General features: G+C 67.7%; 14 protein-coding genes. 7 read left to right on the top strand and 7 right to left on the bottom strand.

Annotated features, from left to right (window positions below):
- Positions 1-7: 7 nt before the first annotated feature.
- The 7 genes from AC1PLA_RS06995 to pdeM all read left to right on the top strand — a co-directional run bounded on the left by AC1PLA_RS06995 (position 8) and on the right by pdeM (position 7,188).
- Positions 8-565: a bactofilin family protein gene (locus AC1PLA_RS06995; protein WP_481105853.1), complete on the top strand. Its 558-nt coding sequence runs from the start codon at positions 8-10 to the stop codon at positions 563-565.
- Entirely contained in the window at positions 562-927 is a 366-nt protein-coding gene (locus AC1PLA_RS06990) for a hypothetical protein (RefSeq protein ID WP_016903723.1), read from the top strand. The genes AC1PLA_RS06995 and AC1PLA_RS06990 overlap by 4 nt, the downstream gene beginning before the upstream one ends.
- Positions 928-1,223: 296 nt before the next feature.
- The gene (locus AC1PLA_RS06985; RefSeq protein ID WP_065031828.1) at positions 1,224-2,234 is read left to right on the top strand and encodes a ligase-associated DNA damage response exonuclease; all 1,011 of its coding nucleotides are present in this window, start codon (positions 1,224-1,226) and stop codon (positions 2,232-2,234) included.
- Positions 2,231-2,464: a hypothetical protein gene (locus tag AC1PLA_RS06980; protein WP_166768131.1), complete on the top strand. Its 234-nt coding sequence runs from the start codon at positions 2,231-2,233 to the stop codon at positions 2,462-2,464. The genes AC1PLA_RS06985 and AC1PLA_RS06980 overlap by 4 nt, the downstream gene beginning before the upstream one ends.
- Positions 2,461-4,065, top strand: a complete 1,605-nt coding sequence (locus AC1PLA_RS06975; RefSeq protein WP_481105852.1) for an ATP-dependent DNA ligase — start codon at positions 2,461-2,463, stop codon at positions 4,063-4,065. Before AC1PLA_RS06980 ends, AC1PLA_RS06975 begins: the two co-directional genes overlap by 4 nt.
- Positions 4,062-6,554, top strand: coding sequence for a ligase-associated DNA damage response DEXH box helicase (locus AC1PLA_RS06970; protein WP_481105851.1), 2,493 nt, complete (start codon positions 4,062-4,064; stop codon positions 6,552-6,554). The genes AC1PLA_RS06975 and AC1PLA_RS06970 overlap by 4 nt, the downstream gene beginning before the upstream one ends.
- On the top strand, positions 6,544-7,188 hold the full coding sequence (pdeM, locus tag AC1PLA_RS06965) for a ligase-associated DNA damage response endonuclease PdeM (RefSeq protein WP_481105850.1): 645 nt from the start codon (positions 6,544-6,546) through the stop codon (positions 7,186-7,188). The genes AC1PLA_RS06970 and pdeM overlap by 11 nt, the downstream gene beginning before the upstream one ends.
- A 32-nt stretch (positions 7,189-7,220) precedes the next feature.
- On the opposite strand, the gene AC1PLA_RS06960 is transcribed toward pdeM, so the two are convergent.
- From AC1PLA_RS06960 to AC1PLA_RS06930, 7 genes are all read right to left on the bottom strand, one after another.
- Positions 7,221-8,486 carry an FAD-dependent oxidoreductase gene (locus tag AC1PLA_RS06960; RefSeq protein WP_481105849.1) on the bottom strand — a complete coding sequence of 422 codons (1,266 nt, stop codon included), beginning with the start codon at positions 8,484-8,486 and terminating at the stop codon, positions 7,221-7,223.
- Between the two features lie 94 nt (positions 8,487-8,580).
- Entirely contained in the window at positions 8,581-8,787 is a 207-nt protein-coding gene (gene cspE / locus AC1PLA_RS06955) for a transcription antiterminator/RNA stability regulator CspE (RefSeq protein ID WP_003488188.1), read from the bottom strand.
- An 87-nt stretch (positions 8,788-8,874) separates the two neighbouring features.
- Positions 8,875-9,627, bottom strand: a complete 753-nt coding sequence (locus tag AC1PLA_RS06950; protein ID WP_481105848.1) for an S-methyl-5'-thioinosine phosphorylase — start codon at positions 9,625-9,627, stop codon at positions 8,875-8,877.
- Positions 9,628-9,713: 86 nt separating this feature from the next.
- On the bottom strand, positions 9,714-10,268 hold the full coding sequence (locus AC1PLA_RS06945; RefSeq protein WP_016903731.1) for a hypoxanthine-guanine phosphoribosyltransferase: 555 nt from the start codon (positions 10,266-10,268) through the stop codon (positions 9,714-9,716).
- A complete protein-coding gene (gene nagZ, locus AC1PLA_RS06940) occupies positions 10,268-11,272 on the bottom strand; it encodes a beta-N-acetylhexosaminidase (protein ID WP_481105847.1) in 1,005 nt (334 codons plus the stop codon). Before nagZ ends, AC1PLA_RS06945 begins: the two co-directional genes overlap by 1 nt.
- A gap of 139 nt (positions 11,273-11,411) precedes the next feature.
- Complete coding sequence (locus AC1PLA_RS06935) at positions 11,412-12,989, bottom strand: cryptochrome/photolyase family protein (protein WP_481105846.1); 1,578 nt, start codon at positions 12,987-12,989, stop codon at positions 11,412-11,414.
- A 192-nt stretch (positions 12,990-13,181) separates the two neighbouring features.
- Complete coding sequence (locus AC1PLA_RS06930) at positions 13,182-14,216, bottom strand: NAD(P)/FAD-dependent oxidoreductase (RefSeq protein ID WP_481106170.1); 1,035 nt, start codon at positions 14,214-14,216, stop codon at positions 13,182-13,184.
- Positions 14,217-14,218 lie beyond the last annotated feature (2 nt).

Here is a 14,218-nt window from a genome sequence, read left to right as displayed (position 1 = left end):
CAGTCCGATGTCGATGTGGCGCGATCAAGGTCCCAACAAGAAAGACGGCGTTTCCACAGCCCCTGAGGTCCCGGCTACCGATGGGCGGCTGTTCACTGCCGAGGCCAGCCCGGCACCCCCGGTGCCAGCCGCCGCGCCACCGAGCGCCGCGCCCGCAGCGGCCACACCGCAGCGCCAGAGCGAGGCCAAGGAATCGCTGATTGCCGCCGACATCAGTATCGAAGGCAAGATCGAGGGCGCCGGTCACGTGCGTCTGGCCGGCCGCTTCAAGGGCGATGTCAACGTCAAGGGCGATCTGACCATCGAGCGCGGCGCCAAGCTCAACGGCGGCGTGCGCGCCAACAAGGTGATCATCGCCGGAGAGCTGGAGGGCAATATCGAATCGGCCGCGCAGGTGGAGCTGCAGACCTCCGGCGTGCTGGTCGGCGACGTCAAGGCCGGCAGCCTGACCGTGGCCTCGGGTGCGCGCATGCGCGGCCAGGCCGATTTCGGCTGGGGCGAGGACACCGGCAAACCGGTCGTTACGGCCAAGCCGGTCGTCAGCGGAGACAGCGACGGCACATGAGTGCGCCCCGCCCGGGCACGCCCGGTGCCACGCGCAGCTGCCCGCACTGCAAGGCGACGATCCTGGAAAGCGCCAGCGTCTGCCCTGCATGCAAGCACCACCTGCGCTTCGACTCGGCGGCGGCGCAGCACGCACAGCCGGCACCGATCGTGCCGCTCAAGGTCGACGGCACCATTCGCCATCCCGCCGATGGCGACCCATGGGAATACACCGTGGTGGTAGTGGTGCGTAACGGCAAGGGCGAGGAGATTCGGCGCCAGGTCGTGGATGTCGGCGCAATGCAGGGCGGTGAAGAGCGCGGCTTTACGCTGGCGGTGGAGGCGACTGCGGTGCGTTCGCCTGGGCGGCGGTCGCGGCATTAGCGGTTTGGGCGGGGAATCGGGAATCGGGAATCGGGAATCGGGAATCGGGGTGGATGATGCGGGCCAGCGCCTGCATGGGTGTTCGATTTCCGAGTGCTGACTGATTATTCGGCGCGAGCTGGCGGCGGGCGTGCTGCATTGAAGGCCAGCTCATGCCACGCCAGGCGCTTGATCGATTCGATGGCCTTGCCTTGATCGCGCACTGGCTCGATTAGCGATTGCGATCTGCATCGGTGTACCGATGCGTGCCATTCCCATTCTCAGGATCTGCACACCGGCTTGGCCAGAGTTGCCGCATGCGCAACGGCAACGGACAACTTGGCGATCTGGTGGTGCTTGGCCCCGAAGGCCTGTATTGCCCGCAGGGCGACTTCCATATCGATCCCTGGCGGCCGGTGCCACGTGCGGTGATCACGCATGGGCATGGCGACCACGCACGCAGCGGCATGGGCGAATACCACTGCACGCACGAGAGCTTGCCGATCCTGCAGTGGCGCCTGGGCGAGCAGGTCTATCACACGCATGCCGACGGCGAAGCGTTCGAGCTGGGACGCGCGCGGGTGTCGTTGCATCCGGCCGGGCATGTGCTCGGCTCGGCGCAGGTGCGCATCGAGGTGGATGGCGAGGTCTGGGTTGCATCGGGCGACTACAAGCGCCAGCACGATCCCACCTGCAAACCGTTCGAAGTGGTGCCCTGCGACACCTTCATCACCGAGGCGACCTTCGGGCTGCCGGTGTATCGCTGGCCGGATACCGCCGATGTCGCGGCCGACATCGTCGCCTGGCGCCACGAATGCGCCGAACGTGGCGAGGCCGCCATTCTGTATTGCTATGCCTTGGGCAAGGCGCAACGCGTATTGGCGGAATTGCGCGCCTGGGATACGCAACCAGCCTTGCTGCATGGCGCGATCGCAGTGGGCGTGGAGGTGTATCGCCAGGCCGGCATCCCGATGCTGGACACCCAACCGGTCAGCGAACACGCGCGTGGCGCCGACTATGCAGGGCAACTGGTACTGGCGCCGCCATCGGCGGCCGGCAGCGCCTGGATCCGTCGCTTCCGGCACGCGCAACAGGGTTTCGCATCGGGCTGGATGCGCATTCGCGGCAATCGCCGTCGACGCAACTACGACCGCGGTTTTGTGGTGTCCGATCATGCCGACTGGCCGGACCTGCTGCGCACCATCGAAGACACCGGCGCACGGCGGGTGATCGCCACCCACGGCAACACCGATGCCCTGATCCAGCACCTGCTGGAACGCGGCGTCGCTGCCGAAGCCTTCCGTACCGATTTCGGAGCCGAGGAATGAACCCCTTGCCTGCACGTCGTTATGCGCGCGCGCGCCCACGGATCCGTTTGACCGGCGCACTCGCGTTCCGTCGCCACGCATTGGCGTTTCGCGTGCACCGCGCACTGCCGGCGGCGGTGATCGGGCCGCCACGGCCTTACCGGCGCCTGCGCTGCCTGGGCGCATTTACGCGGCGCGCGCTGGAACTGCGTGCTGCCGACAACCGCACCAAGCTGCAGGGCCCGGCGTGAAGCGATTTGCCGCGTTGTACCGCACCCTGGATCGCAGCACCGGCACGCTCGACAAGCGTGCGGCCTTGGTCGCGTATTTCCGCAGTGCGCCGCCGTTCGATGCGGCGTGGGCGCTGTACCTGCTGGCCGGTGGCAAGGTAGCCAGCACGCGCATGCGCATCGCCAGCAGCGGCGAACTGCGCGACTGGATCACCGACACCGCCGGCATCGCCGACTGGCTGGTGGCCGACAGCTACGACCATGTCGGCGATCTGGCCGAGACCCTTGCCTTGTTGCTGGACGACCCGATCACCGAAGCGGCCGATCTGCCGCTGGCCGAGTGGATCGAACAGCGGTTGCTGCCGATCGCCAACCAGGACGTGGAAGTGCGCAAGGCCTGCGTCGTGCAGGCGTGGCGCAGCCTGGCTTTCGATGAGCGCCTGGTGTTCAACAAGCTGCTCACCGGCGCCCTGCGCGTGGGGGTATCGCAGCGACTGGTGCAGCAGGCGCTGGCGGAGATGTCAGGGATAGAGATCGCGCGCATTGCACAGCGCATGCTCGGCAGCTGGCGGCCGCATCCGGGCTATCTGGCCACCCTGCTGACCGCCGAGGAACTGCCCGGCGATCGCCAGCAGCCCTACCCGTTCTTTCTCGCCTCGCCACTCGAAGCCGAGGTCGAAACGCTGGGCGCGGTCGATAACTGGTTGCTGGAATGGAAGTGGGACGGCATTCGCCTGCAGCTGATCCGGCGCGCCGGCGAAGCGGCGTTATGGTCGCGTGGCGAGGAACGCCTGGATGGCCGTTTCCCGGAGATCGAACAGGCCGCGCTGCAGTTGCCCGACGGCACGGTCATCGATGGCGAGCTGCTGGCCTGGCAACCGGAGCAGCCCTTGCCGATGCCGTTCACCGCCTTGCAGACGCGCATCCAGCGGCTCAAGCCCGGGCCGAAGACATTGGCGGCGGCGCCGGCGCGCGTGGTCGCTTACGACTTGCTCGAACTCGATGGCGAGGATTTGCGCGAGCGCCCCTTGCAGGAGCGTCGCGCATTGCTGGAAGGCGTGCTGAGCACGCTCGCCGACCCGCGCATCGTCGCTTCGCCGTTGGTGCAGGCCGATGACTGGCAGGCGGCCGCGCAGCTGCGCCTGGATGCACGCGAGCGCGGCGTGGAAGGGCTGATGCTCAAGCGCGCCAGCTCCAGCTACCAATCCGGCCGCCGGCGCGGCGACTGGTGGAAATGGAAGATCGACCCGCTCACCATCGATGCGGTGCTGCTGTACGCGCAAGCCGGACATGGCCGGCGAAGCACGCTGTACACCGACTACACCTTCGGGCTGTGGCACGAGGGCCAGCTGGTGCCGATCGCCAAGGCCTACTCGGGGCTGGACGACAAGGAGATCCTGCAGCTGGATCGCTGGATCCGCGCCAATACCACCGAACGCTTCGGCCCGGTGCGCGCGGTCACCGCGCACCATGTCTTCGAACTGGGGTTCGAAGCGGTCAACCGCAGCGCGCGGCACAAGTCCGGCATTGCGGTGCGCTTCCCGCGCATCCTGCGCTGGCGACAGGACAAGCCGATGAGCGAGGCCGACCACCTGAGCAGCCTGCAGGCGCTGGCACGGTGAGTGCTGCGGCGCAGACACGCGGCACGCCCTTGCAACAATGGCGTGCCTGGTTCGCGCAGCGCGGTTGGGCGCCGTTGCCGTTTCAACGCGATGTGTGGAAGCGCTATCTCGCGGGCGAGTCCGGCTTGCTGCATACCCCCACCGGCAGCGGCAAGACACTGGCGGCCTTCGGTGGGCCGCTGCTGGAGGCCTTGTCTACGCGTGGACGCAAGCCGGCGAGCAAGCCCGCCACGGCCGCGCGACGCCAGCAGCAACGCACGCTGCAGATGCTGTGGATCACGCCCCTGCGCGCACTCGCCGCCGATACCGCACGCGCGCTGCGCGAGCCGGTGGAGGCCCTGGGGCTGGATTGGCAGGTGGGCCTGCGTACCGGCGATGCCAGCGCGCGCGACAAGCGGCTGGCGCGCAGCGGCAAGCTCGATGTGCTGGTCACCACGCCCGAATCGCTGGCCCTGCTGTTGTCGTATCCCGACACCGCGCCGCAGCTGTCGGCGCTGCGCTGCGTGATCGTCGACGAATGGCATGAGCTGCTCGGCAACAAGCGCGGCGTGCTGCTGCAGCTGTGCCTGGCGCGGCTGCGCGGCTGGGCGCCGCAGCTGCGCATCTGGGGCCTGTCGGCAACGCTGGGCAACCTGGCGCAGGCGCGCGACGTGCTGTTGCCGCATCGCCCCGATGCCGCGCTGGTGTCGGGCGTCAAACCCCGCGCGATGACCCTGGAGACGCTGTTGCCCGACAGCGGCGAGCGCTTTCCGTGGGCCGGGCATCTGGGTCTGGCGCAGCTGGCGCGCGTGCTGCAGAAGATCATGCAGCAGCGCACCAGCCTGGTGTTCACCAATACGCGCGCGCAGGCCGAGTTGTGGCATCAGGCCCTGAGTGCGGTGTGGCCGGACGATCTGGCCACGCTCGCGTTGCATCACGGCTCGCTGGACCCGTCCTTGCGCGCGGCGGCCGAACAAGGCCTGCGCGACGGCAGCCTGCGTTGCGTGGTTGCCACCTCCAGCTTGGATCTGGGCGTGGATTTCCCCGCCGTCGATCAGGTGCTGCAGGTCGGCAGCCCCAAGGGCATTGCACGCCTGCTGCAACGTGCCGGCCGCGCGCGCCACCGTCCGGGCGAATCCGGGCATGTGGTGTGCGTGCCCTCGCATGCGCTGGAACTGGTGGAATACGCCGCTGCGCGGCGCGCCATCGTGCATGGCCAGATCGAGGCGCGGCCGCCACCGCGCCTGTCGCTGGACGTGTTGGCGCAGCACTGCGTGACCCTGGCATTGGGCGGCGGTTTTCAGGCCGATGCCTTGTTTGAGCAGGTGCGCGGCACCGATGCGTTTGCGGCACTGGACCACGCCACCTGGCAGGCGGTGCTGGATTTCATCGTGCAGGGCGGCAGCGCGCTGGCGCATTACCCCGATTTCCACAAGGTCGTGCGCGACGAGGAAGGCGTGTACCGGGTCATCGATCGGCGCGTCGCGCTGCGGCATCGCCTGTCCATCGGCACGATCACCAGCGACGGCAGTGTGCGCGTGCAGTTCCTGCGCGGCGGCCGCCTGGGCGCGGTGGAAGAGCAGTTCGTCGGCCGCCTGCGCCGTGGCGATCGGTTTCAGTTTGCCGGCCGTCTGCTGGAGCTGGTGCGGCTGGAAGACATGACCGCCTACGTGCGCGTGGCCAAGGGTGGCAGCGGCGTGGTGCCCAAATGGATGGGCGGGCGCATGCCGTTGTCCTCGGCCCTGGGGCGCGAGGTCGAAGCGGTGTTTGCCGATCCCGGAGATGCGCCGGAAATGCAGGCGCTGGCGCCGTTGCTGCGCCTGCAGGCCTCGCTGTCCTCACTGCCCGGCCCGGACCATTTAGTGGTGGAAAGCATCAAGGCGCGCGATGGCCGGCACGTGTTCGTGTATCCGTTCGCCGGCCGCCAGGTCAACGAAGGGCTGGCCGCGTTGCTGGCAGCACGCTGGGGCCGGCGTCAGCGCAATACCTTCAGTTTTGCTGCCAACGATTACGGATTCGTGCTGTCACCGGCGCAGGATGTGGAACTCGATGCAAACGTCTTGCAGGCGCTGCTGTCGCCGGAGGGCCTGTTTGCCGATCTGCGCGACAGCCTCAACCTGGGCGAACTGGCACGCCGCCAGTTCCGCGAAATCGCGCGCGTGGCCGGCTTGCTGTCGCCATCGCTGCCCGGCCGTGCACCACGCAGCCTGCGGCAGCTACAGGCCTCCAGCGGATTGCTGTACGACGTGTTGCAACGTTTCGACCCCGATCACCTTCTGCTTGCCCAGGCCGAGCGCGAAGTGTTCGAAGGCCAGCTCGAACTGGCGCGGCTTGCGCATGCACTGGAAGATTGCGCGCGGCGCGAACTGCGCCTGTGCAAACCGCGCAGCCTCACCCCATTGTCGTTTCCGTTATGGGCCGAACGCGTGCGCGGCCAACTGAGTACCGAAGACTGGAAGGCCCGCGTGTTGCGCGCTGCCGAACAACTGGAGCGTAAACATGGGCGATAGCGTGCAGTTGCAGCTTGCTGGCGAAACAGTGGAACTGCTGGGCGAACGCGCACTGTATCGACCGGCGCAACGCGCCTTGCTGATCGCCGACCTGCATCTGGGCAAGGCCGATGTGTTCCGTCGCGCCGGCATCGGCATGCCGGCTGGAGGCACCGCGCACGATCTGGAGCGACTGGATGCGCTGCTGCAACAGCGCACGGTGGACGCGTTATGGATACTCGGCGACCTGCTGCACGGCCCCGTACCGCGCGCGGCCTGGCATCGCCGCTGGAATGCATGGCGCGAGCGCCATTGCGCGTTGCGCGTGATCGCCATCCGCGGCAATCACGATCGCGCATTGGTGGGCGCCGACCTGCATATCGAAGCGGCCGGCGAACAGGTCGAAGATGGCCCCTTCGTGCTGCGGCACGATCCGCTGCCGCATCCAACCGGGCATGTGCTGTGCGGGCACCTGCATCCGCTGGCCGCGCTGCCCGGCATGTCGCGTCGCTGGCCGGCGTTCTGGTTGCGCGAGCGCGTCACCATCCTGCCGGCGTTCTCGCATTTCACCGCGGGCATCGTGCCAACGCTGGTCGAAGGCGAGCGCCTGGTCGCCTGCGTGGAAGACGACGCGCTGGCATTGCCGGTGCGTTAGCGGGCGCGGCACTGCGTTGACCGGTGCTTCTTCTATGCGGCCGCTTCGGCCTTGTCGACGGCAACACGCGGCACCGGTTGCGCCAACGCGTCCACAAAGTCCGGCGCCAGTGCCAGCTTGCCGAACCAGCCGTGCTGGGTGCCGCTGAGCACCCGCAGCATATGCCCGCGTCCGCCGGGCACGCGTCCCATCGGGCGCAGCAGCAGATCGCGTCCGTGCGCCCAGAGATCGCGCTCGGATTGGAACAACGGCGTTAGCCAACGGCTCCAGCGGTGATAGATCGCCACATGCGCCTGGCGCTCGCGCTGATAGTGCTGCAAGGCCGCATCCAGATCGGCGCCGACCCGCAAGGCCTCGCGCAGCGCCAACGCATCCAGCAGCGCCATGTTGACGCCCTGCCCCAGCTGCGGACTCATCGCATGCGCGGCATCGCCGGCCAGCACGAAGCGGCCGCGATGCCAGCGTGTCACCACCGCGTCGCGATAACTCGCACGCGCCAATGCGCCATGCACTTGCACGGTCTCCAGACGTGCATGTGCATCCGGCCACATCTGCGCAATCTCCTGCCGCCATGCGGCAATGCCGCGCTGTTCCCACGCGGCAAAATCGCTGCACGGCAGGCTCCAGAAAAAACTCAGCCGCGGGGTGGCGTCGCCCGGACGCGTGCCCACCGGCAGCAGGCCGATCATCTTGCGCGCGCCGATATAGCGCTGGCGCAACTCATCGACGAACGGCCAGTCATCGCGTGGCAGCAGGCACCATAACGCACCCCACGGATACACCCGATCCAGCCGCGTGCCCTGCGCCTGCGCGCGCAAGCTCGATGCAGATCCATCGGCGGCAATGATCAGATCGTAGGGGCCATGCCACTGCCCACGTTGATCCTGCACGCGCGCGCCGTCGTGATCGATCGCGGTGATCCGGGTATCTACATGCAACTGCGCGTGCTCCGGCCAGGCTTCGCGCAACAGCGTAAACAAGGCGCCGCGCTGCATCCCCAGGCCCATCAGCCGCGCATCCAGATCGCGGTACTGCATGTCCATCACCGCGCGTCCGCACGGCGTTTCGCCATACAGCCGGCGCACCGGTGCGCCATGCGCGAGCGCCTGCGGCAGCAGGCCCATCTTCCACAGCACCTGCAGGCCACTGGGCTGCAGCAGGAAGCCCGCTCCCACCGGCCCGGGCGTGGCGGCACGTTCGAACACGTCCAGCCGGTGCCCGTCGGCGCCCAGCAGCACGGCCAGTGCCTGCCCCGCCGTTCCATAACCCACTACCGCAATGCGCAATGCTCGCTGCACGTCCTTCGCTCCCTGGACGGCACCGACCCCGCATGGGCCGATGCAAAAAAAACCCCGCCGTGGCGGGGTTCTTCAACCGCACAATCGAGTCACATCACTCGACCGGCGTGATGTTCGAAGCCTGGGCACCCTTGGGGCCCTGGGTCACGTCATAACTGACGCGTTGGCCTTCCTGCAGGCTGCGGAAGCCCTTGGAGTTGATCGCGGAGAAGTGCGCGAAGACATCGGCGCTGCCGTCCTCCGGTGAGATGAAGCCAAATCCCTTGGCGTCGTTGAACCACTTGACGGTACCGTTCGGCATGGTGATGCGAGACCTTTGCAATAATTAATGGGTGGTGTACGGCGATGCGTACGCGCCGAGTATGCAAAGCTTATGCCCCGATGACAATCACCCGCGTGCAAGTTCGCCGATCAGCTCCGGCAATCCGGACGAGGCGGCATCGACGTTGGCCAACACCTCCGCCATGGTGATTTCCTGCGCGTCGCCACAGCCTGCCGCCCAGTTGGCCACGATCGCCAAACATGCATATTCCAGGCCTTTTTCGCGTGCAAGAGCCGCTTCGGGCATGCCGGTCATGCCGACCAGATCGCAGCCGTCGCGACGCATGCGGGCGATCTCTGCAATCGTTTCCAGTCGTGGTCCCTGGGTTGCGCCGTAACATCCGCCGGCGACCATTGCGACGCCGGTCACCTTGGCGGCGGCGATGACCTTGCTGCGGAACATCGGCGAATACGGATGGCCGAAATCCACGTGCTGCACCTCGCTGCCCGGCTCTTCGCAGAAGGTGGACACGCGGCCCCAGGTGTAATCGATCAGCTGATCCGGGCACGCCAGCACGCGCGGGCCGAACTGCTCGGTGATGCCGCCGACGGTATTGAGCGCCAGCACCCGCGCCGCACCGATTTGCTGCAGCGCAGCGATGTTTGCGCGGTAATTCACCTTGTGCGGCGGCAGCGAATGGCCTTCGCCATGACGCGCCAGGAACGCCACGCGGTGGCCCAGCAACATGCCCACGCGAATCGGGCCGGAGGGCGCGCCATACGGTGTTTCGATGTCGTGCGTCTGCACCTGATCCAGCTGTGCGAGCTTGTAGACGCCGGTGCCGCCGATGACGGCCAATGCGATGGAAGTGGAGGACACAAGCAACCTCTGCAACGAAAGACAGGACGGTGGCGCGCAGGCCTGCGCGCCGGGCTGCCCGCAGCGACGCGGGCAAACTGCGGCAGTTACTGCTTCATCGCGTAGATGGCGGGAATGCCGCGCAGCTGCTCGTTGACGTCCATGCCGAAGCCGAACACGTAACGGTCGGCCACTTCCACGCCGACATAGTCGGCGGCCACGCCAGGCACGCAGCGGTCGTGACGCTTGACGGTCAACACCGCCACGCGCACGTCGGTGGCGCCCTGCTCCAGGCACCACTGGCGCACGCCCTGCAGCGTGTAGCCCTCGTCGAGGATGTCGTCGACCAGGATCACCCGGCGACCGAACAGCGCAGTGGCCGGACGGTGCTTCCACACCAGCTCGCCGCCGGTGGTTTCGCCGCGGTAGCGGGTGGCATGCAGGTAATCGAACTGCAGGTCCTGGCCGCGTGCGCCCAGCTCCAGCGCCAGCTGCCCGGAGAACGGCAACGCGCCGTGCATGATGGTGAGATACACCGGCACTTCGCCGGCATAGTCGCGCGCGATCGCGTCGGCAATGCTGGCGACCGCCGCATCGATGGCAGGGCGGTCGACCAGCAGATCGGCTTGGGCCAGGGCCTGGGAAATGGTGAGCGTGGACATCAGGCAGTTGTTCCGAAAGAGGCGGAAAGGGGAGTGGTGAATGAGGCGTCGGAGCCGGCGAGCAGGCCATCCCAGCCCAGCGCGCCGCGGCCGATCAGGCCGATCAATGCTGCGGTGTTGAGGCTGCGGCCCTGCACGGCCTGCAGCGATTCGTCGACCAGTTCCGGGTGGCAGACCAGCACCACGTCGCAGCCGGCATCCAGATGCGCATGCACCCGGCCGGCCACGCCGCCGGCGCTGAACGAGGCGGCCATGCCGATGTCGTCGGAGAACACCACGCCGCGAAAGCCCAGTTGCCCGCGCAGGATCTGCTCGATCCAGCGCGGCGAATAGCCGGCCGGTTCCGCGGCGACCTGCGGGTAGACCACGTGCGCCATCATCACCGCGTCGGCACCGGCCTCGATGCCAGCGATAAACGGCAGCAGATCTTCGGCCAACAGGACCTCCAGCGGACGCGGGTCGCTGGCATGGTCGACGTGAGTGTCTTCCAGCACGGTGCCGTGGCCGGGGAAATGCTTCAGCGTGGCGGCCATGCCGGCACCGTGCAGCGCCTGCACATAGGCGCGGGTGAAGCTGGCCACGATCTGCGGATCGTCGCTGAAGGCACGATCGCCGATGGCCCGGTTGCCACGGCCCAGATCCACCACCGGCGCGAAGCTCAGGTCCACGCCGCTGGCACGCACTTCGCTGGCCATCAGCTGCGCATGCGCGCGCGCCGCAGCGAGCGCGGCCTCGGGGTCCTGCGCGTACTGCGCGCCGAAGCTCTGCAGCGGCGCCAGGGCGCTGTAGCCGTCGCGAAAGCGCTGTACGCGCCCGCCTTCCTGGTCCACGCAGATCAGCACCGGGCGCGGTGCGGCCGCGCGGATGGACGCGGACAGCTCGGCCACCTGCGTGCGCGAGGCGAAGTTGCGCTTGAACAGCACCACGCCGGCGACCGCGTCGTGCTGCAGCCAGTCGCGTTCCTGTGCGCTGAGTTCGGTACCGGCAACGCCGATCAGAAGCATGTTGGGGGACTCCCGGGCCAGGCGCCACGTTGGCGCAGCGCGGCATTGTCGCAGATGCGCGTTGCAGCGTCAGATCGCGCATTCAGGCAGGCCCATGTTTCGGGCCGTCTCGGCCCGGTCGCTGCCCTTCGGCTGCAGCTCAAAGCACCTCCAGATTCGCCCGCCAATGCGCGGCCTGCGCCTGCACCTGCTCCAGTACCTCCGGTGCCATGGCGTCGAGCTGCCGGTACGGCAGCGCCAGGCGCTCGTTGGCGCCCAGCAGCGTGCGCTGCCGCGCCAGGAAATCCCAGTACAGCGCGTTGTACGGGCAGGCCTGCGGGCCCACCCGTACCTTGCGCTGGTAGCGGCAGCCACCGCAGTAATCGCTCATGCGGTCGATATAGGCCGCGCCGCTGATATACGGCTTGCTGCCGAGCAGGCCGCCGTCGGCGAACTGGCTCATGCCGACCGTATTGGGCAGCTCCACCCACTCGAACGCATCGATGTAGATGCCCAGGTACCAGCGATGCAGGGCCTGCGGGTCCAGCCCCGCCAGCAGCGCGAAATTGCCGATCACCATCAGCCGCTGGATGTGGTGCGCATGCGCGTTGGCCAGCGAATTGCCGATCGCATCGGCCAGGCAGCGCATGCCGATCTGCCCGTCCCAGAACCAGTGCGGCAGCGGCGCATGCTGGTCGAGCCGATTGGACAGCGCGTAACCGGGCATCTGCGACCAATACACGCCGCGCACGTATTCGCGCCAGCCCAGGATCTGACGGATGAAGCCTTCCACCGATGCCAGCGGCGCATGCCCGTCATGCAGGGCCGCCTCCGCGCGCGCGATCACCTCGCGCGGATGCAGCAGTTTGACGTTGAGCGCGAACGACAGCAGCGAATGGAACAGCCGCGGGCTGCGCGTGCTCATCGCATCCTCGTAGCGACCGAAGTGCGGCAACGCATGCGTCATGAAGGCATCCAGGTGCTGCAAGGCTTCGTCGCGGTCCAGCGGCCACGGCAGCGCGTCGGCATTCGGCGCGCCGAAGCTGCGCACCCCGGCCGCCTCGATACAGCGCCACAGCGCGCGGTGATCGTGCGCGGCGCGCCACTCCTGCGGTGCGGGCGGATCGCCCGGCCATGGCGCACGGTTGTCGTGATCGAAATTCCAGCGTCCGCCTTCCGGCTCGCCTGCGGCATCAAGCAGGATCCGGTGGCGGCGGCGCATCTTTCGATAGAACACTTCCATGCGCCATTGGCCGCCAGCGCGAAAACACCCGGCCACCTCATCGCGCTCGGTCAGGAAATGTTCGCTGTCGACCATGCGCGTGGCGAACGGCTGCCGCGCGCACCAGTGCTGCAATGCTTCGTCCAGCCGCCATTCGTCCGGCGCCTGATACTCCAGTTGGCTGGCGCGGTAGTGCGCCATCAGCGCATCCAGATTGGCGGGAATCGATTGCCGATTGCTGGGGTTGTCGATGGCCACATAACGCACCCGATGACCGGCCTGCCGCAGGCGCGCGGCAAACGCGCGCATCGCTGCGAAGATCGCCAGGATCTTCTGCGCGTGGTGCAGCACGTAGTCGGTTTCCTCGCGCACTTCCATCAGCACGTAGACCACGCCCGCATCGGTGACATCGAACCAGCTGTGTTGCGGGTTGAGTTGATCGCCCAGGACCAGGCGCAGCGTGTGTGCAGCTCGCTGCGGGTGACGCTCGCCTGCGGTCGCGTCGGGGTCGCTCACCTATGCCGGACGCCTGCACGCACACAAAGCATCGCAACGATCGAGGTCGCACGCGCGGGCGCACTGTATTGCGGCACATGGTCTGTCATGCCTGCGCGGCCCGTTTGCGTTGGCGAACGGCCTGGCGTGCAGACGCGCTCTGCATCGACACGCCAGCGCATATCTCCCCCCGCGCATGCCACCGCATCACTCCTACCCGCTGCAGGCGGCATCGCCGGCACACACACGCGCAGCCAAGGCCATACCGCTCTGCCAGGCCCCTTCGACCTTGCCACCGGCCAACCAGTCGCCGCAGATGCCGATGCTCAGCGGCGCATCCCAGGCACAGCCGAGCTGCAAGGCGGGCTCAGTGCTGGCCACCGTCCAGCGATAGGCATTACAGGACGGCGGCAGGGGCAGGCCAAGCGCGGCCAACGCGGGCAACACGCTGGCAATCACCGTTTCAGGCGTTGCGTCCAGATGCGCCCGACTCCAGTCGGCAGTGGCATGCAGCAGCCAGGTTTCCACGCCATCCCTGCCCGGCTTGCTGGCGTTGCGTGCCACCCAGCGCAATGGACCGACGTTGACGAACAAGGCGTCGTACCCGGGGTCGACCGGCATGTCGAAACGCAGCACCACCGCCCAGGCCGGCTGCATCCGTGCGTTGGCGGCCGTCGTCGCCAGCGTGGGCGCGCTGTCCGCCAGCAATGCAGCTGCAAGCGGTGCCGGTACCGCCAGCAATACGGTGTCGAAGCAGCAGTTGCGTGTCGTTCCGTCTTCTGCCACCTCCAGTTGCCAGGTGTCGCCACTGCGCTGCAGCGATCGCACAGAGCTGCCCAACCGAATATTCAGGGCCGCCGCCAGCGCACGCGCCGGTGCGCCCATGTCCGGCACCCCGACAAAGCGCGTCAACCCGCCCTGCGACGCACGCATGTCGGCGCCATCCCAACTGGCGACGCGCGCAGGCCAGACCGCCGCGTCACCGCGCGCGATCCATGCATCCACCACTGCGGCAAACGCCGGGTCGCGGGCGGTGAAATACTGCGCGCCGTGATCGCACTGCCAGCCAGCGCCGCCACAGCTGCGCATGCGTCCGCCGGGCAGGTCGCCCTGCTCGAACAACGTCACGGTCAATCCCGAAGCCTGCAGCCGTTGCGCGCAGGCAAGCCCGGCCAGCCCGGCGCCGATCACCGCAACCGTCCTCGATGGAGTGGGCCGCGTCATCTCGTCAGCGGCAGGCCGTTGCAACA

This window comes from Xanthomonas sp. NCPPB 1826 (assembly GCF_056725285.1).
Note: the sequence above shows the minus strand (reverse complement) of the source record. Positions and strands in the feature narration are given on the sequence as shown.